This is a genomic window from Pseudomonas allii (assembly GCF_055380095.1).
Genome location: NZ_AP039450.1, coordinates 5,901,343 through 5,927,898, shown reverse-complemented (window position 1 = coordinate 5,927,898; position 26,556 = coordinate 5,901,343). Strand labels below are relative to the sequence as shown.

The 26,556-nt window shown below is 55.7% G+C and carries 21 protein-coding genes, 6 tRNA genes and 3 rRNA genes; 22 read left to right on the top strand and 8 right to left on the bottom strand.

Annotation, left to right across the window (positions count from 1 at the left end; all coding sequences use genetic code 11):
• Positions 1-28: 28 nt before the first annotated feature.
• The 6 genes from coq7 to hemJ all read right to left on the bottom strand — a co-directional run bounded on the left by coq7 (position 29) and on the right by hemJ (position 4,478).
• On the bottom strand, positions 29-676 hold the full coding sequence (coq7, locus tag ACZ445_RS27260; protein ID WP_015886151.1) for a 2-polyprenyl-3-methyl-6-methoxy-1,4-benzoquinone monooxygenase: 648 nt from the start codon (positions 674-676) through the stop codon (positions 29-31).
• A 117-nt stretch (positions 677-793) separates the two neighbouring features.
• Positions 794-1,132 carry a histidine triad nucleotide-binding protein gene (locus ACZ445_RS27255; RefSeq protein WP_010206940.1) on the bottom strand — a complete coding sequence of 113 codons (339 nt, stop codon included), beginning with the start codon at positions 1,130-1,132 and terminating at the stop codon, positions 794-796.
• Positions 1,133-1,178: 46 nt separating this feature from the next.
• Positions 1,179-1,967, bottom strand: coding sequence for an SDR family NAD(P)-dependent oxidoreductase (locus tag ACZ445_RS27250; protein ID WP_179029320.1), 789 nt, complete (start codon positions 1,965-1,967; stop codon positions 1,179-1,181).
• A 63-nt stretch (positions 1,968-2,030) separates the two neighbouring features.
• Positions 2,031-2,993 carry a DUF805 domain-containing protein gene (locus ACZ445_RS27245; RefSeq protein WP_058424788.1) on the bottom strand — a complete coding sequence of 321 codons (963 nt, stop codon included), beginning with the start codon at positions 2,991-2,993 and terminating at the stop codon, positions 2,031-2,033.
• A gap of 69 nt (positions 2,994-3,062) precedes the next feature.
• Positions 3,063-4,025 (bottom strand): NAD(P)H-dependent flavin oxidoreductase, encoded by a 963-nt coding sequence (locus ACZ445_RS27240; protein ID WP_058424789.1) that lies wholly within the window; start codon positions 4,023-4,025, stop codon positions 3,063-3,065.
• Positions 4,026-4,049: 24 nt separating this feature from the next.
• Positions 4,050-4,478, bottom strand: coding sequence for a protoporphyrinogen oxidase HemJ (gene hemJ, locus ACZ445_RS27235; protein ID WP_058424790.1), 429 nt, complete (start codon positions 4,476-4,478; stop codon positions 4,050-4,052).
• 136 nt (positions 4,479-4,614) lie between these two features.
• Here hemJ and argC point away from each other — a divergent pair, with 136 nt between their 5' ends.
• Together argC and erpA are read left to right on the top strand one after the other, a co-directional pair.
• On the top strand, positions 4,615-5,649 hold the full coding sequence (gene argC / locus ACZ445_RS27230; protein WP_010206935.1) for an N-acetyl-gamma-glutamyl-phosphate reductase: 1,035 nt from the start codon (positions 4,615-4,617) through the stop codon (positions 5,647-5,649).
• Between the two features lie 164 nt (positions 5,650-5,813).
• Positions 5,814-6,164 (top strand): iron-sulfur cluster insertion protein ErpA, encoded by a 351-nt coding sequence (gene erpA / locus ACZ445_RS27225; protein WP_003176443.1) that lies wholly within the window; start codon positions 5,814-5,816, stop codon positions 6,162-6,164.
• A 67-nt stretch (positions 6,165-6,231) separates the two neighbouring features.
• On the opposite strand, the gene ACZ445_RS27220 is transcribed toward erpA, so the two are convergent.
• Both ACZ445_RS27220 and ACZ445_RS27215 read right to left on the bottom strand, forming a co-directional pair.
• Complete coding sequence (locus ACZ445_RS27220) at positions 6,232-7,323, bottom strand: anhydro-N-acetylmuramic acid kinase (protein WP_058424791.1); 1,092 nt, start codon at positions 7,321-7,323, stop codon at positions 6,232-6,234.
• A 2-nt stretch (positions 7,324-7,325) separates the two neighbouring features.
• Complete coding sequence (locus ACZ445_RS27215; protein WP_058424792.1) at positions 7,326-8,744, bottom strand: peptidoglycan DD-metalloendopeptidase family protein; 1,419 nt, start codon at positions 8,742-8,744, stop codon at positions 7,326-7,328.
• Positions 8,745-8,953: 209 nt separating this feature from the next.
• On the opposite strand from ACZ445_RS27215, the gene tyrS reads away from it, so the two are divergent.
• The 20 genes from tyrS to rpoB all read left to right on the top strand — a co-directional run bounded on the left by tyrS (position 8,954) and on the right by rpoB (position 26,555).
• Positions 8,954-10,153, top strand: a complete 1,200-nt coding sequence (gene tyrS, locus ACZ445_RS27210; RefSeq protein ID WP_058424793.1) for a tyrosine--tRNA ligase — start codon at positions 8,954-8,956, stop codon at positions 10,151-10,153.
• 553 nt (positions 10,154-10,706) lie between these two features.
• Positions 10,707-12,243, top strand: a 16S ribosomal RNA gene (locus tag ACZ445_RS27205).
• Between the two features lie 83 nt (positions 12,244-12,326).
• A tRNA-Ile gene (locus ACZ445_RS27200) sits at positions 12,327-12,403 on the top strand.
• Positions 12,404-12,433: 30 nt separating this feature from the next.
• Positions 12,434-12,509: transfer RNA gene (locus ACZ445_RS27195), tRNA-Ala, on the top strand.
• 249 nt (positions 12,510-12,758) lie between these two features.
• Positions 12,759-15,650 (top strand): 23S ribosomal RNA (locus ACZ445_RS27190).
• Positions 15,651-15,806: 156 nt separating this feature from the next.
• Positions 15,807-15,922, top strand: a 5S ribosomal RNA gene (gene rrf / locus ACZ445_RS27185).
• Together the 16S, 23S and 5S rRNA genes with 2 tRNA genes alongside form the textbook arrangement of a ribosomal RNA operon.
• 168 nt (positions 15,923-16,090) lie before the next feature.
• Positions 16,091-17,050, top strand: a complete 960-nt coding sequence (gene birA / locus ACZ445_RS27180; RefSeq protein ID WP_179029081.1) for a bifunctional biotin--[acetyl-CoA-carboxylase] ligase/biotin operon repressor BirA — start codon at positions 16,091-16,093, stop codon at positions 17,048-17,050.
• The gene (locus ACZ445_RS27175) at positions 17,040-17,798 is read left to right on the top strand and encodes a pantothenate kinase (protein ID WP_058424559.1); all 759 of its coding nucleotides are present in this window, start codon (positions 17,040-17,042) and stop codon (positions 17,796-17,798) included. Before birA ends, ACZ445_RS27175 begins: the two co-directional genes overlap by 11 nt.
• Before the next feature lie 7 nt (positions 17,799-17,805).
• Positions 17,806-18,252 (top strand): hypothetical protein, encoded by a 447-nt coding sequence (locus ACZ445_RS27170; protein ID WP_464707775.1) that lies wholly within the window; start codon positions 17,806-17,808, stop codon positions 18,250-18,252.
• A gap of 143 nt (positions 18,253-18,395) precedes the next feature.
• Positions 18,396-18,480, top strand: a tRNA-Tyr gene (locus ACZ445_RS27165).
• A gap of 24 nt (positions 18,481-18,504) precedes the next feature.
• Positions 18,505-18,578 (top strand) — tRNA-Gly (locus ACZ445_RS27160).
• A 25-nt stretch (positions 18,579-18,603) separates the two neighbouring features.
• Positions 18,604-18,679 (top strand) — tRNA-Thr (locus ACZ445_RS27155).
• Between the two features lie 161 nt (positions 18,680-18,840).
• Positions 18,841-18,916, top strand: a tRNA-Trp gene (locus ACZ445_RS27150).
• 45 nt (positions 18,917-18,961) lie between these two features.
• A complete protein-coding gene (secE, locus tag ACZ445_RS27145) occupies positions 18,962-19,330 on the top strand; it encodes a preprotein translocase subunit SecE (RefSeq protein ID WP_058424561.1) in 369 nt (122 codons plus the stop codon).
• 9 nt (positions 19,331-19,339) lie between these two features.
• Entirely contained in the window at positions 19,340-19,873 is a 534-nt protein-coding gene (nusG, locus tag ACZ445_RS27140; RefSeq protein ID WP_003176436.1) for a transcription termination/antitermination protein NusG, read from the top strand.
• A 117-nt stretch (positions 19,874-19,990) separates the two neighbouring features.
• Positions 19,991-20,422, top strand: coding sequence for a 50S ribosomal protein L11 (rplK, locus tag ACZ445_RS27135; RefSeq protein ID WP_003176435.1), 432 nt, complete (start codon positions 19,991-19,993; stop codon positions 20,420-20,422).
• Positions 20,422-21,117 carry a 50S ribosomal protein L1 gene (gene rplA, locus ACZ445_RS27130; protein ID WP_003232403.1) on the top strand — a complete coding sequence of 232 codons (696 nt, stop codon included), beginning with the start codon at positions 20,422-20,424 and terminating at the stop codon, positions 21,115-21,117. The genes rplK and rplA overlap by 1 nt, the downstream gene beginning before the upstream one ends.
• Before the next feature lie 200 nt (positions 21,118-21,317).
• On the top strand, positions 21,318-21,818 hold the full coding sequence (gene rplJ, locus ACZ445_RS27125) for a 50S ribosomal protein L10 (RefSeq protein ID WP_016969477.1): 501 nt from the start codon (positions 21,318-21,320) through the stop codon (positions 21,816-21,818).
• 78 nt (positions 21,819-21,896) lie between these two features.
• Positions 21,897-22,262, top strand: coding sequence for a 50S ribosomal protein L7/L12 (gene rplL, locus ACZ445_RS27120; RefSeq protein ID WP_003210093.1), 366 nt, complete (start codon positions 21,897-21,899; stop codon positions 22,260-22,262).
• A 219-nt stretch (positions 22,263-22,481) separates the two neighbouring features.
• Positions 22,482-26,555, top strand: coding sequence for a DNA-directed RNA polymerase subunit beta (gene rpoB, locus ACZ445_RS27115; RefSeq protein WP_010206926.1), 4,074 nt, complete (start codon positions 22,482-22,484; stop codon positions 26,553-26,555).
• Position 26,556 lies beyond the last annotated feature (1 nt).

Below are 26,556 nucleotides of genomic sequence, written 5' to 3'. Positions count from 1 at the left end.
GGCGCTGTGATAGCGCCCTTTTTTCGGCTCAGATTCGGTACGTGCTTTTAGTCATGACCTTGGCCAATAGGCTCATGCCAAACCGCACCGGTGCCGGGAAGCGAAAACCACCGGCATCCAGCGCGCTTTCTGCGTGGTGTTCTTCATCAATGCGCATCTGCTCAAGAATGGCCCGGGACTTTTCATCTTCTGCCGGCAGTTGTTCCAGATGCTCGTCCAAGTGTTTGCACACCTGATGTTCAGTGGCTGCGACAAAGCCCAGGCTGACCTTGTCGCTGATCAGGCCGGCAGCGGCGCCGATCCCGAACGATAAACCGTAAAACAAAGGGTTCAACACGCTCGGGTGACTGCCCAGTTGGCGAATGCGTTGCTCGCACCAGGCCAGGTGGTCGATTTCTTCCTCGGCGGCATGTTCCATGGCGGCGCGAACCTGCGGCAGCTTGGCGGTCAGCGCCTGGCCCTGGTATAGCGCCTGGGCGCAGACTTCGCCGGTATGGTTGATGCGCATCAGGCCGGCGACGTGGCGGGTCTCGGTCTCGCTCATCTGCGCGTCGGGCTGCACGATGGCGGGCGAGGGGCGATACGGTTGGCCGCTGAAGGGCAGCAGCGTACGCATGGCCATGTCGGCTTGCAGCAACAGACGGTCAATCGGCGAGTAGTGACGTTGGGTAGTCATGCTGACCTCCGGGAAGAATCTCGGCGGCCAGTTTACCGCAAGAGAGGGGCAAGCGTTTGCGTTGCGTCAAGGGCATGGGGTCGCAGCCATGGACCGCGACCTCTGCCGAAGGGCTGATCAGCCCGGCGGCCAGTTCATCTGGCGCTGACCCAGCACATGCATATGGATGTGATAAACGGTTTGCCCGCCTTTCGGGTTGCAGTTCATCACCACCCGGAAGCCTTCCTCGCAGCCTTGCTCTACGGCCAGGCGCTGGGCAGTGAACAGAATGTGGCCGGCCAAGGCTTTGTCTTCTTCGGTCAGGTCATTGAGGGTCGGGATGTGCTTCTTGGGAATGACCAGGAAATGCACAGGTGCCGCCGGATGGATGTCCTTGAACGCCAGGACCTGGTCATCTTCGTAGATGATGTCCGCGGGTATTTCTCTGTTGATGATCTTGGTGAACAGAGTATCCACAGCTGTTTCTCCATTATGAAAGTGCAGGGTGAGTGTACCCAGCCCGTCAGCGTGGGCAATAGGCCTTGTTGATGGCGCCGGCGATCTTGCGGGTCAGCCAGCGTGGGCTGAAGCGTGAGCTGAAGGCGATCCAGCGGTTGCGATGACCGGGAATGATGATGGCCTTGTTCTTATCCAGGGCGCGCACGGTGTAGAGCGCTACTTCTTCGGGGCTCATCAGCTGTTGGCTGCGGTCGAGCTTGGCGGTGTCCATGTGCGCGGTGCCGAAGAAGGCGGTGCGTGTCGGGCCGGGGCAGAGGACCGAGACCTTGATGCCGCAGGTCTTCAATTCTTCACGCAGGCCTTCGGAGAAGTGCAGTACATAGGCTTTGCTGGCGTAGTAGGTACTCATCCAGGGGCCGGGTTGGAATGCCGCGACAGATGCCACATTGAGAATCTGCCCGCCGCCGTGCAGCGCCATGGCATTGCCGAGCGCATGACACATGCGGGTCAGGGCCAGGATGTTGACCTCCATCAGGTCCTGTTCGGTCATCCAGTCCTGGGCCAGGAATGGCCCGCTGGTGCCGATGCCGGCACAGTTCACCAGCAGGTCGATCTGCCGCTCGCCTTCTTCAAGCTCCAACAGGAACCCGGACAAGCGCAGCGGCTCGCCCAGGTCGCAGGCCCGGAACAACACCTCGACGCCAAAGCGTTGAGTCAATTCGATTGCAATGCTTTCCAACTGATCACGCTGGCGGGCCACCAGAATCAAGCTGCGGCCGCGACGGGCCAGTGCTTCGGCCAGGGCCAGGCCGATGCCGCTGGAGGCGCCGGTGATCAGAGCGTAACGGGTCATGCCTTTCTCCATCGCAACGCCGCCGCGCCTGTAACAAAGGCATTACAGGCCGGGGGCGTTTCTTCACTGTTCCGGAGAGTCTACAGGTTCGCCTGCTTCATCAGCACTTTGCGCTTCGTCTTCTTCTACGGTCGTAGCTTGATCAGCGTCTTCATCGGAGGTGATGGAGCTGCTTTCGTAGCTGCTGTCCACGTTGGCTTCGAGCTGGTCAAGGTAACCGTTCATGCCCAAGGTCACCACGATGGCAAGCATGACCGGAATAAACGCCAACCACAGCGTGGCCAGGACTTTTACTGCCGTGGAGTTACGTGGCGGTGGCGCGCCGTACTGGTTGGCGCCTGCATTGCCCGGCAGTACCAGCAACAGGATCGGGAAGACACTGTTCACCAGCGGCACCAGGTTGAGGAGATACAACCAGCCCGACCAGCCCAGGTCATGCAGGCGCTGCACACCGATCTGCACGCTGACCCACACCAGCGCCACAAACAGCGCGAGACCCAGCAGTACGCCGATGATGGTGCCCGCAATGGGGGATGCGGTGGCCACGGCAAAGCTGACGGTGCTGATGATGCCGCCCGCAACCAGCATTGCCAGGGTCAGCACAAGGGTCCATGCCAGGTAGCGCAGGCGACCGATCCGTCCATGGATAGTGAAGACTTTGAGAGTGGAGTGCTCCGGCAGGTCATCACCTACTGCTGCGCGGGGAGGAGCATAAGGTGAGGCTGCCGGACGCGCGAAGTCAGAGGCGCCGGAATCCGTCTCGTGAGTTTCGGCAAGGCTGAAGGCCACAGGCTGTTCAGGTTCGATACGCGCGTCGACCCCGGCGTTTTTCAGCGCGGTGAGGTAGGTTTCCGCATCCGGGCGGGACAGGTCGCGCTTGAGCGCCACCGGGCGGCCGGTAAAGAGCTTCTCGATGGCTTCGACTTCGCTCTTGAACAGCTCGGCCAGGTTCAGTTTGGCCGTGGTGCTTTCGACACCCGGGAGCAAGGCTCCATCAAACACAATCTTGAAACGGTTGTCGCTCATGCGGGCTTCCTTGTCACTTGTTCAGGGAGGTAGGGCAGGCCTGTCAAATCGGCAGGCCTGGCGGTTGGGTCAACGTGGCCAGCGCAGTTGTGCCGTCTGTTCGCGTGCCTTGCGGTATTCGGCATCCAGGCGCGCAACGAGTTCATCGACGCTGGGCAAATCATCAATCTCACCGACGCCTTGGCCGGCGGACCATACAGTCTTCCAGGCCTTGGCCTCGTCGCTCAACGGCTTGAGCTTGGAGCCGAAGTTGACTTCGCCTTTGCCTTGCAGGGCGGCGAGGTCGAAACCGGCGTTTTCCAGGCTCTGGCGCATAAAGCTAGCGGGCACGCCGGAGACAGCGGGAGTGTGCACGATGTCGGCGGCGCGCGATGTGAGCAGCATCTCTTTATACGCATCCGGGGCATGGCTTTCGGTGGTGCCGATAAAGCGGGTGCCGAAATAGGCCAGGTCTGCACCGAGCAGTTGGGCTGCGAGAATCTCGTGCCCGTGGTTGAGGCAGCCGGCCAGCAGCAGGGTTTTGTCGAAGAACTGGCGGATCTCGGCAATCAGCGAGAACGGGCTCCAGGTGCCGGCATGGCCACCGGCACCGGCCGCGACGGCGATCAGGCCGTCCACACCGGCCTCGGCAGCCTTCTCGGCATGGCGGCGGGTGGTGACGTCGTGGAACACCAGGCCGCCATAGCTGTGCACCGCGTCCACCAGCTCTTTGACGGCACCCAGGCTGGTAATGACGATGGGCACTTTATGCTCGACGCAAATCGCCAGGTCTGCCTCCAGGCGGGGATTGCTGTTGTGCACGATCAGGTTGACGGCATAGGGCGCGGGGTTATCCAGCAGCGCCAGGCCCGCTTCGATTTCCTCCAGCCAGGCCTTGAAGCCACTGCTTTCGCGTTGGTTAAGCGCCGGGAAGCTCCCGACCACTCCATTGCGGCAGCACGCCAGGACCAGTTGCGGGTTGGAAATCAGGAACATCGGCGCCGCCACGACGGGCAGGCGCAAACGTTGTTCAAGCAGAGCGGGCAGCGACATTGGAGGTACCCCGAGTAATTGAAGTTAGAACGGTTTGACCACGACCAAAATTACGATAGCCAGCAATATCAGAACGGGTACTTCATTGAACCAGCGATAAAAGACATGGCTGCGGGTGTTTTCGCCACGGGCGAAGCGTTTTACCTGCGCGCCGCACATATGGTGGTAGCCAATGAGCAGTACCACGAGGGTCAGCTTGGCGTGAATCCACCCGCCCGAATGGAAGATGCTGGGGTTCAGGTAGATCAGCCAGCCGCCGAAAATCAGCGTGGCGATCATCGCCGGCCCCATGATGCCGCGATACAACTTGCGCTCCATGACGCTGAAACGCTCTTTGCTGACGGTGTCTTCGCTTTGGGCGTGATAGACGAACAGGCGTGGCAGGTAGAACAGCCCGGCAAACCAGCAGACGATACTGACGATATGGAAGGCTTTGACCCATAGATAGAGCATTTCTAGTTATTCCCAGGTTCACGGTAACTGAGCATAGTAGTGGCTGATGCGCCCATACGTCACGTTGGCGGTTGTCGCAGAACGATACGACCCCTATTATCGACGGCTTTCCAGTGGGTTCGTTGAGGGCAGGTTTATGGTCAAGGTCGGTATCGTCGGCGGCACGGGTTATACCGGTGTCGAATTGCTGCGTCTGTTGGCTCAGCATCCGCAAGCTGAGGTGGTGGTCATCACCTCCCGATCCGAGGCCGGGCTGGCCGTGGCCGATATGTACCCGAACTTGCGAGGCCACTACGACGGCCTGGCGTTCAGTGTTCCGGACATCAAGACTCTGGGCGCGTGTGACGTGGTGTTCTTCGCCACCCCGCACGGTGTTGCCCACGCCCTGGCCGGCGAGCTGCTGGCCGCCGGCACCAAGGTGATCGACCTGTCGGCGGACTTCCGTCTGCAGGACGCTGATGAGTGGGCCAAATGGTACGGCCAGCCCCACGGCGCGCCGGAGTTGTTGGAAGAGGCGGTGTACGGCCTGCCGGAAGTGAATCGTGAACAGATCAAGCAAGCGCGCCTGATTGCTGTACCGGGCTGCTATCCGACCGCTACACAGTTGGGCTTCCTGCCATTGTTGGAAGCGGGGCTGGCGGACGCGTCGCGCTTGATCGCGGACTGCAAGTCGGGCGTCAGCGGTGCCGGTCGTGGTGCTGCGGTCGGTTCGCTGTACTCTGAGACGTCGGAAAGCATGAAGGCCTATGCGGTAAAAGGGCATCGTCACTTGCCGGAAATTCGCCAGGGGCTGCGTCGTGCGGCTGGGAAGGACGTGGGCCTGACCTTCGTCCCACACTTGACTCCAATGATCCGCGGCATTCACTCCACGTTGTACGCCACTGTGGTCGATCGCTCGGTCGACCTGCAGGCGCTGTTCGAAAAACGGTATGCCAACGAACCGTTCGTCGATGTAATGCCGGCCGGCAGCCATCCGGAAACCCGCAGCGTGCGCGGTGCCAACGTATGCCGGATTGCTGTGCATCGCCCGCAGGACGGTGACCTGGTCGTGGTGTTGTCGGTGATCGATAACCTGGTCAAGGGCGCGTCCGGCCAGGCGGTGCAGAACATGAACATCCTGTTTGGCTTGGATGAGAAGTTGGGCCTGTCCCACGCGGGCATGCTGCCTTAAGGCGGTTGAGTCGCTAAGCAAAGGCCCGTTGATCGGGCCTTTTGTGTTTTTAATGGCGACAGCGCAGATTGATATACCGTAACAATAGTTGACCGCTTTTCTAGGAGAAGCGGATAATGCCGGCCATTACGCATATGGCGGCGCTACGCCGGGAGATTATCAGCATGAGCGTTGAATCCTTCACCCCCACGGCTTTGCAATTCACCCACGGTGCTGCGCACAAGGTGAAGAGCCTGGTCGATGAAGAGGGTAATGATCGCTTGAAGCTGCGCGTATTTGTTACGGGCGGCGGTTGTTCAGGGTTTCAGTACGGTTTTACCTTCGATGAAGATGTGGCCGATGATGACACCATCGTTGAGCGCGAAGGCGTGAGCCTGGTTGTGGACCCGATGAGTTTCCAATACCTGGCAGGTGCCGAGGTGGATTACCAGGAAGGTCTGGAGGGTTCGCGTTTTGTGATCAAGAACCCTAATGCCACCACCACCTGTGGTTGCGGGTCTTCGTTCTCGATCTGATCGACAGCGGACGCAAAAACGCCGCTTGGCTGTGATAGGCCAAGCGGCGTTTTGCTGTCTGGAGATTTTAGGCGGGGTAGATGGCGCCCAGTACCCGAAGTCCTCGTGCCCCGGTGACACTTGGGCGGTTGGCTGCGATACCTTTGAGGCAGCAATGTGCCAGCCATGCGAAGGCCATGGCCTCGACCCAGTCGGGATCTACTCCGTAGGCGGCGGTGCTGCTGACTTGAGTTGACGGTAGCAGGGCGGCCAGGCGGTTCATCAGCGTGCCGTTGTGGGCACCGCCGCCACACACCAGCAGTGTTCCGGTCTGGGGCTGGGCGGCCTGCAGGGCTTCGATGATGGTCAGGGCGGTCAGTTCCAGCAGGGTGGCCTGAACATCCTGAGGTTCAAATCTCGGTAGGCGGCCAAGGTGTTGGTGCAGCCACTCCAGATTGAACACTTCGCGGCCGGTGCTCTTGGGGCCCGTGGCCACGAAGAAAGGGTCACTGAGCAGGGCGTTGAGTAATGCAGGTTCGACCTTGCCGCTAGCCGCCCACTGGCCATTACGATCAAAGTGTTCACCGCGTTGCTGGTGAATCCACGCATCCAGCAGGACGTTGCCTGGGCCGCAGTCGAAGCCGGCTACAGGTTTGCCGGTCTCAATCAGACTGAGGTTGCTGAAGCCTCCCACATTCAATACTGCACGGTTACCGGTGTGCTCACCAAACAGTGCTTCATGGAATGCAGGGACCAATGGGGCGCCCTGGCCGCCGGCGGCGACATCGCGGCTACGGAAATCGCTGACCACGGTGATGCCTGTGAGCTCGGTGAGCAAGGCCGGGTTGCCGATCTGTACGGTAAAGCCCCGGGCGGGTTCATGGCGGATGGTCTGGCCATGGCTGCCAATCGCGCGAATGTCCTGGGGCTTGAGGTTTTGCTGGTCGAGTAAAGCATGGATACCTTGAGCAGCAAGATTTACCCAGTTCTGTTGGGCAATTGCTGAGCGGGCGATCTCATCCGGCCCGCTGGCGCAAAGAGCAAGCAGCTCGGTGCGCAGGGTATCGGGCATGGGAATATAGTGCGTGGCGATCAGCTTGATCGCCGGGGACTGCTCGATCAAGGCGATGTCCAGGCCATCAAGGCTGGTCCCGGACATCACACCCATATAGAGCGCCATACTTAACGCTTCGCCGAAGCCAGCAGGGTGGAGCGCTCTTGATCCATGCGCGCCATCAACGGCTGGCTCTGTTGCATGAAGCGGGCGCGTTCAGCCTTGGCGATCGGGTCGGCCATGGGCAGTTTCTGGCCCAATGGGTCGACGTGAACGCCATTGACCTGGAACTCATAGTGCAAGTGCGGGCCGGTGGACAGGCCGGTTGTACCGATATAGCCGATCACCTGGCCTTGCTTCACGGTGCCGCCGGTTTGCACGCCCTTGGCGAATCCTTGCATGTGGCCATACAGCGTACGGTAGGTATTGCCGTGCTGGATGATCACAGTATTGCCATAGCCACCACGACGCCCTGCCAGCAGCACTTTACCGTCACCGGCTGCCTTGATCGGCGTGCCACGTGGTGCGGCGTAGTCGACCCCTTTGTGGGCGCGGATTTTGTTCAGAATTGGATGCTTGCGACCCATGGAAAAACGCGAGCTAATACGAGCGAAGTCCACCGGCGTACGGATAAAGGCCTTGCGCATGCTATTGCCGTCGGCGGTGTAGTAGCTGCTGTTGCCTTGTTTGTTGGTGTAACGCACGGCGGTGTAGGTCTTGCCGCGGTTGGTAAAGCGTGCGGAGAGAATGTTGCCAGTGCCGACGACTTTACCGTTGGCGACTTTTTGCTCGTAGATCACGTCAAATTCGTCGCCCTGGCGGATGTCCTGGGCGAAGTCGATGTCGTAGCCGAACACGTTGGCCATGTCCATGGTCATGCTGTGGGACAGGCCTGCCCGGGCGGCGGATTGTGACAGGGAGCTGTTGATCACGCCGTGCACGTAAGCGGAGCGCATGACCGGTTTGGTGGTGATGCGATTGAAGGCAAAGCCTTTGGCGCCCTTTGTCAGGGTAATGCTTTCGAGGTCACTGACATTGCTGTGCAGGTTGTTCAGCTGGCCATCGGGGGTGAATTCAAATTCGAGCTTCTGGCCGTGCTTGAGTTGGGTGAACTGCTTGGCTTGTTTGTCGCTGGCAAGCACTTCATTAACTGTAGCGGCGGGGAGGCCGACCTTCTCGAAGAGTGTCGACAGTGTGTCGCCCTTGGCCACGATCACTTCGCGGTGCTGAGGGCTCTTGGCCGTGTCGGCAGCAGGCGCAGATGGGCTTTGGGCTGCTTGCTGGGTGTCTTCGGGGCTGTTTTCTATCTGTGCGAACGGCGATTCGGTGCCCACGTTTGTGGCTTGTTGCGCGTCGGAAGCGTCTTGATCTTGTGTCAGTTGTTCAACGGGACTTTCCAGGTCAAGGCTCAGGGATGTTCGTTTGGCTTCTACGTCACTGGAAGGGAATACCAGGAGTGCCAGGCTGAGAAGGGCGGCGATACCACTTGCGGCGAGCAGGTGGGTCTTCGGGTAAAGCGGCGGCGCTTTAGACGGTTCAGTGGTCATAGGTAATTTTGACTTTGAAGATGAAATGGAAAAGATGAATGACATGATGAAGATGAAATAACTGTATAAAATATAACCAAATCATCTGTGGCGCAAGCTCGCGAACGCTGGGCTTGCTGAACGGTGTCCGTTCGCAGGGCAAAACTTGTAATTAGTCCCTGATCTTGTATGGTTGGTTCCCTTTTGAATCTGAGCCTTGCGGGTCTGTTATGAAGTCGGTTGAAGAGCAGCTAGCGCTGATAAAACGTGGTGCGGAAGAACTGTTGGTCGAAGCTGAGCTGATCGAAAAGCTCAAGCGTGGTCAGCCCCTGCGTATTAAGGCTGGCTTTGATCCGACTGCGCCGGATCTGCATCTGGGGCATACCGTGCTTATTAATAAGCTGCGCCAGTTCCAGGAGTTGGGGCACCAGGTCATCTTCCTTATAGGTGACTTCACCGGAATGATCGGTGATCCGAGCGGCAAGAGCGCCACGCGTCCGCCGCTGACCCGTGAGCAGGTGCTTGATAATGCCGAGACCTACAAGACTCAGGTATTCAAGATTCTCGATCCGGCCAAGACCGAAGTGGCGTTCAACTCCACTTGGATGGATCAGATGGGGCCGGCGGACTTCATTCGCTTGACCTCTCAGTACACTGTTGCGCGCATGCTTGAGCGTGATGACTTCGACAAGCGCTACTCCGCCAATCAGCCTATCGCCATTCACGAGTTCCTCTATCCGTTGGTTCAGGGCTATGACTCGGTAGCGTTGCGTGCGGACGTTGAGCTGGGTGGCACTGATCAGAAGTTCAACCTGTTGATGGGGCGTGAGCTCCAGCGTGCGTATGGGCAGGAAGCCCAGTGCATCCTGACCATGCCGTTGTTGGAGGGGTTGGATGGCGTCAAGAAGATGTCCAAGTCCCTGGGGAACTATGTCGGTATCCAGGAGGCGCCGGGCGTAATGTACGGCAAGCTGGTTTCGATTCCTGATGCTTTGATGTGGCGTTACTTCGAGTTGCTGAGCTTCCGGTCGATGGATGAAATCAATGCACTGCGTGCTGATGTAGAGGCAGGCGCTAATCCGCGTGACGTGAAGATTAAGCTGGCAGAAGAGATTGTTGCGCGTTTCCATGGTGAAGAAGCCGCGGCCAACGCTCACCGTGCTGCGGGTAATCGCATGAAGGATGGCGAACTGCCTGATGATCTGCCGGAGATCGAGCTGTCTGCTGCCGAGGCGATGCCGATTGCTGCTGTGCTTAATAAGGCGGGCCTGGTTAAGAACTCGGCAGTTGCGCGCGACCTTCTGGGCTCGGGTGGTGTGCGTATAGATGGTGAGGTTGTGGACCGCACCTTTATATACGAGCTGGGTGCTACCCACGTTTGTCAGGCCGGGAAGAAGGCATTTGCGCGTATTACGCTCAAATCCGAATAAAACTGAAATTAGGTGTTGACGGCGAATTATATCTGTCTATAATTCGCCCCACTTCCGGCGCAGTCGAAACCGAAAACTCCTTGGTAAACAAAGGGTTACGCAGAATTCGACAGCGGCTTGCTTCAGTTCATCGAAGCCCAGAAGGAGTTGGTAGGGCAAAGTGGTTTGGCTCTATTAACGTTTCGATCCTCTCGGTCGAAAGCGGAGAAAAAGAGGTGTTGACAGCAGCGTGTAACGCTGTAGAATTCGCCTCCCGCTAACGAGAGATCGGAAGCGCAAGTGGTTGAAGTTGTTGAAGAAATCTTCGAAAACTTCTGAAAATAATCACTTGACAGCAAATGAGGCTGCTGTAGAATGCGCGCCTCGGTTGAGACGAAAGATCTTAACCAACCGCTCTTTAACAACTGAATCAAGCAATTCGTGTGGGTGCTTGTGGAGTCAGACTGATAGTCAACAAGATTATCAGCATCACAAGTTGCTCCGCGAGAAATCAAAGATGTAACCAACGATTGCTGAGCCAAGTTTAGGGTTTCTTAAAAACCCAAAGATGTTTGAACTGAAGAGTTTGATCATGGCTCAGATTGAACGCTGGCGGCAGGCCTAACACATGCAAGTCGAGCGGTAGAGAGAAGCTTGCTTCTCTTGAGAGCGGCGGACGGGTGAGTAATGCCTAGGAATCTGCCTGGTAGTGGGGGATAACGTTCGGAAACGAACGCTAATACCGCATACGTCCTACGGGAGAAAGCAGGGGACCTTCGGGCCTTGCGCTATCAGATGAGCCTAGGTCGGATTAGCTAGTTGGTGAGGTAATGGCTCACCAAGGCGACGATCCGTAACTGGTCTGAGAGGATGATCAGTCACACTGGAACTGAGACACGGTCCAGACTCCTACGGGAGGCAGCAGTGGGGAATATTGGACAATGGGCGAAAGCCTGATCCAGCCATGCCGCGTGTGTGAAGAAGGTCTTCGGATTGTAAAGCACTTTAAGTTGGGAGGAAGGGCAGTTACCTAATACGTGATTGTTTTGACGTTACCGACAGAATAAGCACCGGCTAACTCTGTGCCAGCAGCCGCGGTAATACAGAGGGTGCAAGCGTTAATCGGAATTACTGGGCGTAAAGCGCGCGTAGGTGGTTTGTTAAGTTGGATGTGAAATCCCCGGGCTCAACCTGGGAACTGCATTCAAAACTGACTGACTAGAGTATGGTAGAGGGTGGTGGAATTTCCTGTGTAGCGGTGAAATGCGTAGATATAGGAAGGAACACCAGTGGCGAAGGCGACCACCTGGACTAATACTGACACTGAGGTGCGAAAGCGTGGGGAGCAAACAGGATTAGATACCCTGGTAGTCCACGCCGTAAACGATGTCAACTAGCCGTTGGAAGCCTTGAGCTTTTAGTGGCGCAGCTAACGCATTAAGTTGACCGCCTGGGGAGTACGGCCGCAAGGTTAAAACTCAAATGAATTGACGGGGGCCCGCACAAGCGGTGGAGCATGTGGTTTAATTCGAAGCAACGCGAAGAACCTTACCAGGCCTTGACATCCAATGAACTTTCTAGAGATAGATTGGTGCCTTCGGGAACATTGAGACAGGTGCTGCATGGCTGTCGTCAGCTCGTGTCGTGAGATGTTGGGTTAAGTCCCGTAACGAGCGCAACCCTTGTCCTTAGTTACCAGCACGTAATGGTGGGCACTCTAAGGAGACTGCCGGTGACAAACCGGAGGAAGGTGGGGATGACGTCAAGTCATCATGGCCCTTACGGCCTGGGCTACACACGTGCTACAATGGTCGGTACAGAGGGTTGCCAAGCCGCGAGGTGGAGCTAATCCCATAAAACCGATCGTAGTCCGGATCGCAGTCTGCAACTCGACTGCGTGAAGTCGGAATCGCTAGTAATCGCGAATCAGAATGTCGCGGTGAATACGTTCCCGGGCCTTGTACACACCGCCCGTCACACCATGGGAGTGGGTTGCACCAGAAGTAGCTAGTCTAACCTTCGGGAGGACGGTTACCACGGTGTGATTCATGACTGGGGTGAAGTCGTAACAAGGTAGCCGTAGGGGAACCTGCGGCTGGATCACCTCCTTAATCGACGACATCAGCTGCTCCATAAGTTCCCACACGAATTGCTTGATTCATTGAAGAAGACGATAAAGAAGCAGCCCGAAATTGGGTCTGTAGCTCAGTTGGTTAGAGCGCACCCCTGATAAGGGTGAGGTCGGCAGTTCGAATCTGCCCAGACCCACCAATTTTGTGTGGGAAACGCCTGTAGAAATACGGGGCCATAGCTCAGCTGGGAGAGCGCCTGCCTTGCACGCAGGAGGTCAACGGTTCGATCCCGTTTGGCTCCACCACTACTGCTTCTGAAAGTTTTGAAAGCTTAGAAATGAGCATTCCATCAAGGCGATGGTGAATGTTGATTTCTAGTCTTTGATTAGATCGTTCTTTAAAAATTTGGGTATGTGATAGAAAGATAGACTGAACGTTACTTTCACTGGTAACGGATCAGGCTAAGGTAAAATTTGTGAGTTCTCTTAGTTGAGAAATTCGAATTTTCGGCGAATGTCGTCTTCACAGTATAACCAGATTGCTTGGGGTTATATGGTCAAGTGAAGAAGCGCATACGGTGGATGCCTTGGCAGTCAGAGGCGATGAAAGACGTGGTAGCCTGCGAAAAGCTTCGGGGAGTCGGCAAACAGACTTTGATCCGGAGATGTCTGAATGGGGGAACCCAGCCATCATAAGATGGTTATCTTGTACTGAATACATAGGTGCAAGAGGCGAACCAGGGGAACTGAAACATCTAAGTACCCTGAGGAAAAGAAATCAACCGAGATTCCCTTAGTAGTGGCGAGCGAACGGGGACTAGCCCTTAAGTGGCTTTGAGATTAGCGGAACGCTCTGGAAAGTGCGGCCATAGTGGGTGATAGCCCTGTACGCGAAAATCTCTTAGTCATGAAATCGAGTAGGACGGAGCACGAGAAACTTTGTCTGAATATGGGGGGACCATCCTCCAAGGCTAAATACTACTGACTGACCGATAGTGAACTAGTACCGTGAGGGAAAGGCGAAAAGAACCCCGGAGAGGGGAGTGAAATAGATCCTGAAACCGTATGCGTACAAGCAGTGGGAGCAGACTTTGTTCTGTGACTGCGTACCTTTTGTATAATGGGTCAGCGACTTATTTTCAGTGGCGAGCTTAACCGAATAGGGGAGGCGTAGCGAAAGCGAGTCTTAATAGGGCGTCTAGTCGCTGGGAATAGACCCGAAACCGGGCGATCTATCCATGGGCAGGTTGAAGGTTGGGTAACACTAACTGGAGGACCGAACCGACTACCGTTGAAAAGTTAGCGGATGACCTGTGGATCGGAGTGAAAGGCTAATCAAGCTCGGAGATAGCTGGTTCTCCTCGAAAGCTATTTAGGTAGCGCCTCATGTATCACTGTAGGGGGTAGAGCACTGTTTCGGCTAGGGGGTCATCCCGACTTACCAAACCGATGCAAACTCCGAATACCTACAAGTGCCGAGCATGGGAGACACACGGCGGGTGCTAACGTCCGTCGTGAAAAGGGAAACAACCCAGACCGTCAGCTAAGGTCCCAAAGTTATGGTTAAGTGGGAAACGATGTGGGAAGGCTTAGACAGCTAGGAGGTTGGCTTAGAAGCAGCCACCCTTTAAAGAAAGCGTAATAGCTCACTAGTCGAGTCGGCCTGCGCGGAAGATGTAACGGGGCTCAAACCATACACCGAAGCTACGGGTATCACGTAAGTGATGCGGTAGAGGAGCGTTCTGTAAGCCTGTGAAGGTGAGTTGAGAAGCTTGCTGGAGGTATCAGAAGTGCGAATGCTGACATGAGTAACGACAATGGGTGTGAAAAACACCCACGCCGAAAGACCAAGGTTTCCTGCGCAACGTTAATCGACGCAGGGTTAGTCGGTCCCTAAGGCGAGGCTGAAAAGCGTAGTCGATGGAAAACAGGTTAATATTCCTGTACTTCTGGTTATTGCGATGGAGGGACGGAGAAGGCTAGGCCAGCTTGGCGTTGGTTGTCCAAGTTTAAGGTGGTAGGCTAAGATCTTAGGTAAATCCGGGATCTTAAGGCCGAGAGCTGATGACGAGTTAACTTTTAGTTAACGAAGTGGTTGATGCCATGCTTCCAAGAAAAGCTTCTAAGCTTCAGGTAACCAGGAACCGTACCCCAAACCGACACAGGTGGTTGGGTAGAGAATACCAAGGCGCTTGAGAGAACTCGGGTGAAGGAACTAGGCAAAATGGCACCGTAACTTCGGGAGAAGGTGCGCCGGTGAGGGTGAAGGACTTGCTCCGTAAGCTCATGCCGGTCGAAGATACCAGGCCGCTGCGACTGTTTATTAAAAACACAGCACTCTGCAAACACGAAAGTGGACGTATAGGGTGTGACGCCTGCCCGGTGCCGGAAGGTTAATTGATGGGGTTAGCTAACGCGAAGCTCTTGATCGAAGCCCCGGTAAACGGCGGCCGTAACTATAACGGTCCTAAGGTAGCGAAATTCCTTGTCGGGTAAGTTCCGACCTGCACGAATGGCGTAACGATGGCGGCGCTGTCTCCACCCGAGACTCAGTGAAATTGAAATCGCTGTGAAGATGCAGTGTATCCGCGGCTAGACGGAAAGACCCCGTGAACCTTTACTATAGCTTTGCACTGGACTTTGAATTTGCTTGTGTAGGATAGGTGGGAGGCTTTGAAGCGTGGACGCCAGTTCGCGTGGAGCCATCCTTGAAATACCACCCTGGCAACTTTGAGGTTCTAACTCAGGTCCGTTATCCGGATCGAGGACAGTGTATGGTGGGTAGTTTGACTGGGGCGGTCTCCTCCTAAAGAGTAACGGAGGAGTACGAAGGTGCGCTCAGACCGGTCGGAAATCGGTCGTAGAGTATAAAGGCAAAAGCGCGCTTGACTGCGAGACAGACACGTCGAGCAGGTACGAAAGTAGGTCTTAGTGATCCGGTGGTTCTGTATGGAAGGGCCATCGCTCAACGGATAAAAGGTACTCCGGGGATAACAGGCTGATACCGCCCAAGAGTTCATATCGACGGCGGTGTTTGGCACCTCGATGTCGGCTCATCACATCCTGGGGCTGAAGCCGGTCCCAAGGGTATGGCTGTTCGCCATTTAAAGTGGTACGCGAGCTGGGTTTAGAACGTCGTGAGACAGTTCGGTCCCTATCTGCCGTGGACGTTTGAGATTTGAGAGGGGCTGCTCCTAGTACGAGAGGACCGGAGTGGACGAACCTCTGGTGTTCCGGTTGTCACGCCAGTGGCATTGCCGGGTAGCTATGTTCGGAATAGATAACCGCTGAAAGCATCTAAGCGGGAAACTAGCCTCAAGATGAGATCTCACTGGAACCTTGAGTTCCCTGAAGGGCCGTCGAAGACTACGACGTTGATAGGTTGGGTGTGTAAGCGCTGTGAGGCGTTGAGCTAACCAATACTAATTGCCCGTGAGGCTTGACCATATAACACCCAAGCAATTTGACCACTCTAACGAGCATCAGATTGCGGTGTGTGAAGACGAAAATGAACCGAAAGTTCGACGCTCACAAAGCACCGAAAGCTGTCACATACCCAATTTGCTGAAGCGAGGCTTAGGCCGCGACTCAGTACCCGAATTTCTTGACGACCATAGAGCATTGGAACCACCTGATCCCATCCCGAACTCAGTAGTGAAACGATGCATCGCCGATGGTAGTGTGGGGTTTCCCCATGTGAGAGTAGGTCATCGTCAAGATTAAATTCCAGAACCCCTGATTGCTAACGCAGTCAGGGGTTTTGTTTTGGGCGGTCGAAAAGTGCGAAGAGATACGTGCGTGTGGCCTTCAGCGCTAAAGTCCGGCCTTTCTATGCAATGACCCTGCGCATGGCTATCATGCGTGCCTCATTGTGAGGCGATACTTGCATGCTGACGTTGTTGAAACTTCTGAAAGATGGCCGATTCCATTCCGGAGAAGCACTGGGTGCCGCTCTTGGTGTCAGTCGCAGTGCTGTATGGAAGCAACTCCAGCACCTGGAGGCAGAGTTGAATCTGCCAATTCACAAGGTGCGAGGCAAAGGGTATCAGTTGGCGTCCCCACTGGTGTTCTTGAGTGCTGAAGAGATTTCGCAGAGTACGCCATCCTTGAGATGGCCTCTTCATATCTCTGATTCCATTGACTCCACTAATGCTGAAGCTTTGCGGCTGGTGGACGCTGGATGCGCGGCGCCGTTCCTGGTGCTCGCAGAGCAGCAAACTGCGGGAAGAGGTAGGAGAGGACGAAAGTGGGTCAGCCCATTCGCTCAAAACGTTTATTACAGCCTCGTATTACGTATTGAGTCAGGTCTGCGTCAGCTGGAGGGACTGAGTCTGGTTGTGGGCTTGGCAGTCATGCAGGCTTTGCGTGAGTCCGGGGTGCAGGGCGCCGCCCTGAAGTGGCCAAACGATGTTTTAGTAGGGCAGAAGAAAATCGCTGGAATTTTGCTGGAGTTAGTAGGTGATCCTGCGGATATCTGTCACGTAGTTCTCGGAATAGGTATCAACGTGAATATGCAGAGGGCTGATGAGGTTGATCAGCAATGGACCTCAGTGCAGCTTGAGACGGGCGCTCCGGTGAATCGCAACCTTCTGGTTTCGGAACTGGGGCGGCAGCTGCAAGGCTACCTTGAGCGGCATCGGGAAGGCGGTTTTGTCGCGCTTCAGGGAGAGTGGGAGCAGAACCACGCCTGGCAGGGCCGGCCGGTCTCCCTTATCGCGGGTGTCAACCAGGTCGATGGGGTTGTGCTGGGTGTAGATCGCCAGGGGGCATTGCGCTTGAGTGTTAATGGTGTTGAGAAAATATACAGTGGTGGTGAGTTAAGCCTGAGGTTGCGTGATGATTCTTGAGCTCGACTGTGGAAATAGCTTTATCAAATGGCGTGTGCTTGATTCGGAATCGGCGAATGCTTCCGCAGGAGGGGTTGTAGACTCGGATCTGGCGTTGATTGAGAGCCTGGTAGCGCTTTCTGGGCTTCTACTGACACGTTTGACACGTTGCCGATTGGTAAGCGTTCGTGCCCTGGAAGAAACAAGCAAGCTGGTCACTGCCTTGCAAGATGCTTTCGGCGTTATCGTTTCCTGCGCGGCCCCGGCGCGAGAAATGGCGGGAGTGCGCAATGGCTACGAAGATTTCGAGCGTCTTGGGCTTGATCGCTGGCTAGCGATGCTGGGTGGGTTCAAGCTCGCTCGTGGGGCCTGCCTGGTGCTTGATTTTGGAACTGCTGCCACTGCAGATTTTATTGCCGCGGACGGTGAGCACTTGGGTGGGTTCATTTGTCCCGGAATGCCCCTAATGCGCAATCAGTTGCGAACCCACACGCGCAAGATACGCTACGACGACGCCGCCGCTGAAAGGGCGCTGGAGCGTCTCTCTCCGGGTCGTACGACGGTAGAAGCCGTTGAGCGCGGCTGTACGTTGATGCTCAGAGGGTTTGTACTGACTCAGTTGGAGTTGGCGAGAAGCTATTGGGGGGATGACTTTATCGTGTTCTTGACTGGGGGGGATGCTGATTTGGTTGCGGATGCGGTACCGCAGGCGCGACTCGTGCCGGACCTGGTGTTTGTCGGTTTGGCGATGGCTTGTCCTTTGTCCTGAGGTGATTATGCGTTGGCTGTTTTTGCTTTTACTTGTCCTCAATGCCTTTTATTACATTTGGCATCAGCAAGAAGCGCCGTTGCGAGCTAAAGATGTCACGCCTCTGAGCCTTTATAAAGGCTCGCAGCAAGATATCCGTCTGCTCAGTGAGTCATCAGATGCCGTAGTGCGCAGAGATCGCGTGAAAATGCCTGAAGTGCAAAATACTTGCCTGTACATCGGTGGTTTTGCGGATCAGCGTCAAGCACAGTCTGTTGAGCAACGGCTCATGAGCTTGGATATTAGGGTCAGGCTTCTATTGCTCAATACTGCGGATGCCTCCGGCTACTGGCTCCGGGTAGCCCCTGAAAGTCGTCGCCTGGCGGACGATCTGCCCTTTGAAAACCTTGCTAAGGAATTCAATGAGTTAAAACATAAAATAATGTTGTGCGAAGGCGTTGCAACTCTCGAATAGTTTGCATAGAATGGCGCCCGCTTCGCAGTGAAGACCTTCTAGGTCATTAGTGTGAAGCGAAGGTCAACGCAGCTAACCTCATATTTTTAAATGAGAAAATGCTTGACAGAAGGTCGGCGTAATGTAAAATGCCGGCTCGCTTAGGAGGGGTTCCCGAGCGGCCAAAGGGATCAGACTGTAAATCTGACGTCTACGACTTCGAAGGTTCGAATCCTTCCCCCTCCACCATTTTTAGCGTGAGCTGCAAGCTCCGCGGGTATAGTTTAGTGGTAGAACCTCAGCCTTCCAAGCTGATGATGCGGGTTCGATTCCCGCTACCCGCTCCAAGTTTGCAGGTTGTGCAGGTGTTTTGCTCTTGTAGCTCAGTTGGTAGAGCACACCCTTGGTAAGGGTGAGGTCAGCGGTTCAAATCCGCTCAAGAGCTCCATATAACAAGGCAGATATGAAAATATCTGCCTTTGTTTTAACAGCTGCCTCGGCTTGAAGGTGTTCTATCTGGCTTTGTTGTCGGATGATTTCAGGTCTAGTGGGGTTGGTTGTTGTAAAGTCTTTTTCAGGTCTGCATAATGGTCGGCCTGATTTTGTTTTAGGTCAGTAGCTCAATTGGCAGAGCGACGGTCTCCAAAACCGTAGGTTGGGGGTTCGATTCCCTCCTGACCTGCCAGATTCACGTGGTGTGTCTGGCTTTCTTTTCACAGGATCTTCATAGATGACTCCTAAGGCTGAAGCTCAAAGCTCTCGTTTCGATCTGATCAAATGGCTCGTTGTAGTCGCCTTGGTGGTCGTAGGCGTTGTTGGCAATCAGTATTATTCTGCTTCGCCGATCCTGTACCGCGTACTCGCTTTGCTTGTTCTTGCTGCTGTGGCTGCCTTTGTGGGTCTGCAGACTGCCAAAGGCAAGTCTTTCGCGGTCCTGGTAAAGGAAGCTCGCACCGAAATCCGTAAAGTCGTTTGGCCGACTCGCCAAGAAACTACGCAGACCACATTGATTGTCGTGGCTGTTGTTCTGGTTATGGCGTTGCTGTTGTGGGGGCTTGATTCCCTGCTCGGCTGGCTTGTTTCCTTGATTGTTGGCTAAGGGTGTCCCGTGGCTAAGCGTTGGTACGTTGTGCATGCTTACTCGGGTTACGAGAAGCATGTTATGCGCTCTTTGCTGGAGCGCGTAAAGCTGGCAGGCATGGAAGATGGCTTCGGCGAAATTCTGGTTCCCACTGAAGAAGTGGTTGAAATGCGGAATGGTCAGAAGCGCAAAAGCGAACGCAAGTTCTTCCCTGGCTATGTGCTGGTTCAGATGGACATGAATGAAGGTACTTGGCACTTGGTCAAGGATACTCCTCGTGTCATGGGTTTTATCGGCGGTACTGCTGATAAGCCTGCTCCTATCACCGACAAAGAGGCGGAAGCAATTCTGCGCCGTGTTGCTGATGGTAGTGACAAGCCTAAGCCGAAGACGCTTTTCGAGCCGGGTGAGGTTGTTCGTGTTACAGATGGTCCGTTTGCTGATTTCAACGGTACTGTCGAAGAAGTTAACTACGAAAAGAGCCGGATCCAAGTGGCAGTGCTCATTTTCGGACGCTCTACTCCGGTAGAGTTGGAGTTCAGCCAGGTCGAGAAGGTCTAGCTGAGTAAGCATCCCAACCCCGCAGCCTTAGGCTGTGGGGTTTTGTCGTCACTGGGATAAACGCGCAAGTAACCGGGGAGCCTTTCGAGGCGTTTGAACCCGTAATTGGAGTGCCTCATGGCCAAGAAGATTACCGCTTACATCAAGCTGCAAGTGAAGGCCGCTCAGGCCAACCCTAGCCCACCCGTCGGCCCAGCTCTGGGTCAGCACGGCGTGAACATCATGGAATTCTGCAAGGCCTTCAACGCCCGTACTCAGGGTCTTGAACCAGGTCTGCCGACTCCAGTGATCATCACTGTATACAGCGACCGTAGCTTCACTTTCGAAACCAAGTCGACTCCGGCTTCGGTTCTGTTGAAGAAGGCTGCCGGTCTGACTAGCGGTTCCGCTCGTCCGAACACCGTTAAGGTTGGCACCGTAACTCGTGCTCAGCTGGAAGAAATCGCGAAAACCAAAAACGCGGATCTGACTGCAGCTGATATGGATGCAGCCGTGCGTACCATCGCCGGTTCTGCTCGTAGCATGGGCCTTAACGTGGAGGGTGTGTAATGGCTAAGCTGACCAAGCGCCAAAAGGCTATCGCCGGCAAAATCGAAGCTGGCAAGGCCTACAACTTTGTAGACGCCGCTGCCCTGCTGACCGAGCTGTCGACTGTCAAGTTCAGCGAGTCCGTTGACGTTGCTGTAAACCTGGGTGTTGACCCGCGTAAATCCGACCAGGTCGTTCGTAGCGCTACTGTGCTGCCACACGGTACTGGCAAGACTGTACGTGTAGCTGTCTTCACCCAAGGCCCGGCAGCTGAAGCTGCTCTGGCTGCTGGCGCTGACCGCGTTGGCATGGACGACCTGGCTGCTGAAATGAAAGGCGGCGATCTGAACTACGACGTAGTTATTGCATCCCCGGATGCAATGCGCGTTGTAGGTCAGTTGGGTCAGATCCTGGGTCCACGTGGCCTGATGCCTAACCCGAAAGTCGGTACCGTAACGCCAGACGTAGCCACCGCGGTCAAAAACGCCAAGGCTGGTCAGGTTCGTTATCGCACCGACAAAAACGGCATCATTCACACCTCCGTTGGCAAAGTCGGCTTCGATGCCGTCAAGCTGAAGGAAAACGTTGAAGCCCTGATCGCTGATCTGAAGCGTATCAAGCCAGCTTCTTCGAAAGGTATCTACGTCAAGCGCGTTACCCTGAGCACCACTATGGGCCCAGGTCTGGTCATCGACCAAGGCTCGCTGGACGTATAAGACACAAATTGGTGTGAGCGATCGCGCCAATTTAAAAAAATTGGGGTCCCTGCCTGGCGGGGGCTATCCAAGACCGTAGGCGACGCAAGTCTTAAACCACAAGCCTACGCAGATGGTGCTCCCGGTTCCTTACCGAATCAGACACCAAAACGACATCCGGCTCCGGCCAGATGAAACGGTAACAAGCAGGAGTTAAACCCGTGGCAATTAATCTCGAAGACAAGAAGGCCATCGTCGCTGAAGTCAACGAGGCTGCCAAAGCTGCTCTGTCCGCTGTCGTGGCTGATGCCCGTGGTGTGACAGTAGGCGCTATGACCGGACTCCGTAAAGAGGCTCGTGAAGCTGGCGTATACGTACGTGTTGTGCGTAACACCCTGCTCAAGCGCGCTGTTGCTGACACTGAATACAGTGTCCTCAACGACGTGTTCACCGGCCCGACTCTGATTGCGTTCTCCAAAGAACATCCTGGCGCTGCTGCCCGTTTGTTCAAGGAATTCGCCAAGAGTCAGGATAAGTTCGAGATCAAGGCAGCTGCGTTCGAGGGCAAGTTCCTCGCAGCTAACCAAATCGACGTACTGGCAACACTGCCGACCCGCGACGAAGCCATTTCGCAGCTGATGAGCGTGATTCAAGGCGCTACCAGCAAGCTGGCTCGTACTCTGGCCGCAGTTCGCGAGCAAAAAGAAGCTGCCGCAGCCTAAGGCTGAGCGACTTCTCTCGCGTATTTTTGTTTATTTCGATGGCCGAGTAGGCCGTCCCCCAATTCAGGAAATACAGCAATGTCTATCTCCCAAGACGATATCCTCAACGCCGTAGCTGAAATGTCGGTTCTGCAGGTTGTTGAGCTGATCAAAGCTTTCGAAGAAAAATTCGGCGTTTCCGCTGCCGCTGCTTCCGCTGGCCCAGCTGTTGCTGCTGTTGCTGCTGAAGAGCAAACCGAATTCAACGTCATGCTGCTGGAAGCTGGCGAGAAGAAAGTAAACGTGATCAAGGCAGTACGTGAACTGACCGGTCTGGGCCTGAAAGAAGCCAAGGCTGTAGTTGACGGCGCTCCTGCCCAGGTTCTGGAAGCAGTGTCGAAAGACGCCGCTGACAAAGCCAAAGCAGTGCTGGAAGAAGCAGGCGCTAAAGTCGAGCTGAAGTAAGCATCGACCTTGCGTCTCCAGCCCAAGCGTTAAGCTGAAGGCTGATGGCTGGTGGCTCTTGCCACCGGCCTTTTTCCGTTCTTGGCTGTCGACTCGGTCGCCGCCACTAACGCGCTGTAACCACCCGATGCGGTGGTGCAAACCATGGGGTTTGCAAGATTTTCTGGCTGCTCCCGTCGGAGGGGCCAAACAAGCAGGTGACCAAGCTGGGGAACGCTGATGGCTTACTCATATACTGAGAAAAAACGTATCCGCAAGGACTTTAGCAAGTTGCCGGACGTCATGGATGTCCCGTACCTTCTGGCTATCCAGCTGGATTCGTATCGTGAATTCTTGCAGGCGGGAGCGACCAAAGATCAGTTCCGCGACGTGGGCCTGCATGCGGCCTTCAAATCCGTTTTCCCGATCATCAGCTACTCCGGCAATGCTGCGCTGGAGTACGTCGGTTATCGCCTGGGCGAACCGGCATTTGATGTCAAAGAATGCGTGTTGCGCGGTGTTACGTACGCCGTACCTTTACGGGTAAAAGTCCGTCTGATCATTTTCGACAAAGAATCGTCGAACAAAGCGATTAAGGACATCAAAGAGCAAGAAGTCTACATGGGCGAAATCCCATTGATGACTGAGAACGGTACCTTCGTAATCAACGGTACCGAGCGTGTTATCGTTTCCCAGCTGCACCGTTCCCCGGGCGTGTTCTTCGACCACGACCGCGGCAAGACGCACAGCTCCGGTAAGCTCCTGTACTCCGCGCGGATCATTCCGTACCGTGGTTCGTGGTTGGACTTCGAGTTCGACCCGAAAGACTGCGTGTTCGTGCGTATCGACCGTCGTCGCAAGCTACCGGCCTCGGTACTGCTGCGCGCGCTCGGTTATACCACTGAGCAAGTGCTGGACGCCTTCTACACCACCAACGTATTCAGCCTGAAGGATGAAACCCTCAAGCTGGAGCTGATCGCTTCGCGTCTGCGTGGTGAAATTGCCGTCCTGGACATCCAGGATGAAAAAGGCAAGGTCATTGTTGAAGCTGGCCGTCGTATTACTGCGCGCCACATCAATCAGATCGAAAAAGCCGGCATCAAAGAGCTGGAAGTGCCTCTGGACTACGTCCTGGGTCGCACGACCGCCAAGGTCATCGTTCACCCGGCTACAGGCGAAATCCTGGCTGAGTGCAACACCGAGCTGAATACCGAGATCCTGGCCAAAATCGCCAAGGCCCAGGTCGTTCGCATCGAGACCCTGTACACCAACGACATCGACTGCGGTCCGTTCATCTCCGACACACTGAAGATCGACTCCACCAGCAACCAATTGGAAGCGCTGGTCGAGATCTATCGCATGATGCGTCCTGGCGAGCCACCAACCAAAGACGCTGCCGAGACCCTGTTCAACAACCTGTTCTTCAGCCCTGAGCGCTATGACCTGTCTGCGGTCGGCCGGATGAAGTTTAACCGTCGTATCGGTCGTACCGAGATCGAAGGTTCGGGTGTGCTGTGCAAGGAAGATATCGTTGCGGTACTGAAGACCCTGGTCGACATCCGTAACGGCAAAGGCATCGTCGATGACATCGACCACCTGGGTAACCGTCGTGTTCGCTGCGTAGGCGAAATGGCCGAGAACCAGTTCCGCGTTGGCCTGGTACGTGTTGAGCGTGCGGTCAAAGAGCGTCTGTCGATGGCTGAAAGCGAAGGCCTGATGCCGCAAGACCTGATCAACGCCAAGCCAGTGGCTGCGGCGGTGAAAGAGTTCTTCGGTTCCAGCCAGCTGTCCCAGTTCATGGACCAGAACAACCCGCTCTCCGAGATCACCCACAAGCGCCGTGTTTCTGCACTGGGCCCGGGCGGTCTGACCCGTGAGCGTGCCGGCTTTGAAGTTCGTGACGTCCACCCGACGCACTACGGTCGTGTTTGCCCGATCGAAACGCCGGAAGGTCCGAACATCGGTCTGATCAACTCCCTGGCCGCTTATGCGCGCACCAACCAGTACGGCTTCCTCGAGAGCCCGTACCGCGTGGTGAAAGACGCTCTGGTCACCGACGAGATCGTGTTCCTGTCAGCCATTGAAGAAGCTGATCACGTGATCGCTCAGGCTTCGGCCACGATGAACGACAAGAAAGTCCTGGTCGACGAGCTGGTAGCGGTTCGTCACTTGAACGAGTTCACCGTCAAGGCGCCGGAAGACGTCACCTTGATGGACGTATCGCCGAAGCAGGTAGTTTCGGTAGCAGCGTCGCTGATCCCGTTCCTGGAACACGATGACGCCAACCGTGCGTTGATGGGTTCCAACATGCAGCGTCAAGCTGTACCGACACTGCGCGCTGACAAGCCGCTGGTAGGTACCGGCATGGAGCGTAACGTAGCTCGCGACTCCGGCGTTTGCGTCGTGGCTCGCCGTGGTGGCGTAATCGACTCCGTTGATGCCAGCCGTATCGTGGTTCGTGTTGCCGATGACGAAGTTGAAACTGGCGAAGCCGGTGTCGACATCTACAACCTGACCAAATACACCCGCTCGAACCAGAACACCTGCATCAACCAGCGTCCGCTGGTGAGCAAGGGTGATCGCGTTCAGCGTAGCGATATCATGGCTGACGGCCCGTCCACCGACATGGGTGAGCTGGCACTGGGTCAGAACATGCGCATCGCGTTCATGGCATGGAACGGCTTCAACTTCGAAGACTCCATCTGCCTGTCCGAGCGTGTCGTTCAAGAAGACCGCTTCACCACGATCCACATTCAGGAACTGACCTGTGTGGCCCGTGACACCAAGCTTGGCCCAGAGGAAATCACTGCAGACATCCCGAACGTGGGTGAAGCTGCACTGAACAAACTGGACGAAGCCGGTATCGTTTACGTAGGTGCTGAAGTAGGCGCAGGCGACATCCTGGTCGGCAAGGTCACTCCGAAAGGCGAGACCCAACTGACGCCAGAAGAAAAACTGCTGCGTGCCATCTTCGGTGAAAAAGCCAGCGACGTTAAAGACACCTCCCTGCGCGTGCCGACTGGCACCAAAGGTACTGTCATCGACGTACAGGTCTTCACCCGTGACGGCGTTGAGCGTGATGCTCGTGCACTGTCCATCGAGAAGACTCAGCTCGACGAGATCCGCAAGGACCTGAACGAAGAGTTCCGTATCGTTGAAGGCGCGACCTTCGAACGTCTGCGTTCCGCTCTGGTAGGCCACAAGGCTGAAGGCGGCGCAGGTCTGAAGAAAGGTCAAGACATCACCGACGAAATCCTCGACGGTCTTGAGCATGGCCAGTGGTTCAAACTGCGCATGGCTGAAGACGCTCTGAACGAGCAGCTCGAGAAGGCTCAGGCCTACATCGTTGATCGCCGCCGTCTGCTGGACGACAAGTTCGAAGACAAGAAGCGCAAACTGCAGCAGGGCGATGACCTGGCTCCAGGCGTGCTGAAAATCGTCAAGGTTTACCTGGCAATCCGTCGCCGCATCCAGCCGGGCGACAAGATGGCCGGTCGTCACGGTAACAAAGGTGTGGTCTCCGTGATCATGCCGGTTGAAGACATGCCGCACGATGCCAATGGCACCCCGGTCGACGTCGTCCTCAACCCGTTGGGCGTACCTTCGCGTATGAACGTTGGTCAGATCCTTGAAACCCACCTGGGCCTCGCGGCCAAAGGTCTGGGCGAGAAGATCAACCGTATGATCGAAGAGCAGCGCAAGGTTGCTGACCTGCGTAAGTTCCTGCACGAGATCTACAACGAAATCGGCGGTCGCAACGAAGAGCTGGACACCTTCTCCGACCAGGAAATCCTGGATCTGGCGAAGAACCTGCGCGGCGGCGTTCCAATGGCTACCCCGGTGTTCGACGGTGCCAAGGAAAGCGAAATCAAGGCCATGCTGAAACTGGCAGATCTGCCAGAAAGCGGCCAGATGCAGCTGTTCGACGGCCGTACCGGCAACAAGTTCGAGCGCCCGGTTACTGTTGGCTACATGTACATGCTGAAGCTGAACCACTTGGTAGACGATAAGATGCACGCTCGTTCTACCGGTTCGTACAGCCTGGTTACCCAGCAGCCGCTGGGTGGTAAGGCTCAGTTCGGTGGTCAGCGTTTCGGGGAGATGGAGGTCTGGGCACTGGAAGCATACGGTGCTGCTTACACTCTGCAAGAAATGCTCACAGTGAAGTCGGACGATGTGAACGGTCGGACCAAGATGTACAAAAACATCGTGGACGGCGATCACCGTATGGAGCCGGGCATGCCCGAGTCTTTCAACGTGTTGATCAAAGAAATTCGTTCCCTCGGCATCGATATCGATCTGGAAACCGAATAAC

What these genes read in the sequence shown, in the direction of transcription:
- coq7 (WP_015886151.1), bottom strand. Translation starts at nt 676, where the DNA reads ATGACTACCCAACGTCACTACTCGCCGATTGACCGTCTGTTGCTGCAA.
- ACZ445_RS27250 (WP_179029320.1), bottom strand. Translation starts at nt 1,967, where the DNA reads ATGACCCGTTACGCTCTGATCACCGGCGCCTCCAGCGGCATCGGCCTG.
- ACZ445_RS27245 (WP_058424788.1), bottom strand. Translation starts at nt 2,993, where the DNA reads ATGAGCGACAACCGTTTCAAGATTGTGTTTGATGGAGCCTTGCTCCCG.
- ACZ445_RS27240 (WP_058424789.1), bottom strand. Translation starts at nt 4,025, where the DNA reads ATGTCGCTGCCCGCTCTGCTTGAACAACGTTTGCGCCTGCCCGTCGTG.
- hemJ (WP_058424790.1), bottom strand. Translation starts at nt 4,478, where the DNA reads ATGCTCTATCTATGGGTCAAAGCCTTCCATATCGTCAGTATCGTCTGC.
- argC (WP_010206935.1), top strand. Translation starts at nt 4,615, where the DNA reads ATGGTCAAGGTCGGTATCGTCGGCGGCACGGGTTATACCGGTGTCGAA.
- erpA (WP_003176443.1), top strand. Translation starts at nt 5,814, where the DNA reads ATGAGCGTTGAATCCTTCACCCCCACGGCTTTGCAATTCACCCACGGT.
- ACZ445_RS27220 (WP_058424791.1), bottom strand. Translation starts at nt 7,323, where the DNA reads ATGGCGCTCTATATGGGTGTGATGTCCGGGACCAGCCTTGATGGCCTG.
- ACZ445_RS27215 (WP_058424792.1), bottom strand. Translation starts at nt 8,744, where the DNA reads ATGACCACTGAACCGTCTAAAGCGCCGCCGCTTTACCCGAAGACCCAC.
- tyrS (WP_058424793.1), top strand. Translation starts at nt 8,954, where the DNA reads ATGAAGTCGGTTGAAGAGCAGCTAGCGCTGATAAAACGTGGTGCGGAA.
- birA (WP_179029081.1), top strand. Translation starts at nt 16,091, where the DNA reads ATGCTGACGTTGTTGAAACTTCTGAAAGATGGCCGATTCCATTCCGGA.
- ACZ445_RS27175 (WP_058424559.1), top strand. Translation starts at nt 17,040, where the DNA reads ATGATTCTTGAGCTCGACTGTGGAAATAGCTTTATCAAATGGCGTGTG.
- ACZ445_RS27170 (WP_464707775.1), top strand. Translation starts at nt 17,806, where the DNA reads ATGCGTTGGCTGTTTTTGCTTTTACTTGTCCTCAATGCCTTTTATTAC.
- secE (WP_058424561.1), top strand. Translation starts at nt 18,962, where the DNA reads ATGACTCCTAAGGCTGAAGCTCAAAGCTCTCGTTTCGATCTGATCAAA.
- rplK (WP_003176435.1), top strand. Translation starts at nt 19,991, where the DNA reads ATGGCCAAGAAGATTACCGCTTACATCAAGCTGCAAGTGAAGGCCGCT.
- rplA (WP_003232403.1), top strand. Translation starts at nt 20,422, where the DNA reads ATGGCTAAGCTGACCAAGCGCCAAAAGGCTATCGCCGGCAAAATCGAA.
- rplL (WP_003210093.1), top strand. Translation starts at nt 21,897, where the DNA reads ATGTCTATCTCCCAAGACGATATCCTCAACGCCGTAGCTGAAATGTCG.
- rpoB (WP_010206926.1), top strand. Translation starts at nt 22,482, where the DNA reads ATGGCTTACTCATATACTGAGAAAAAACGTATCCGCAAGGACTTTAGC.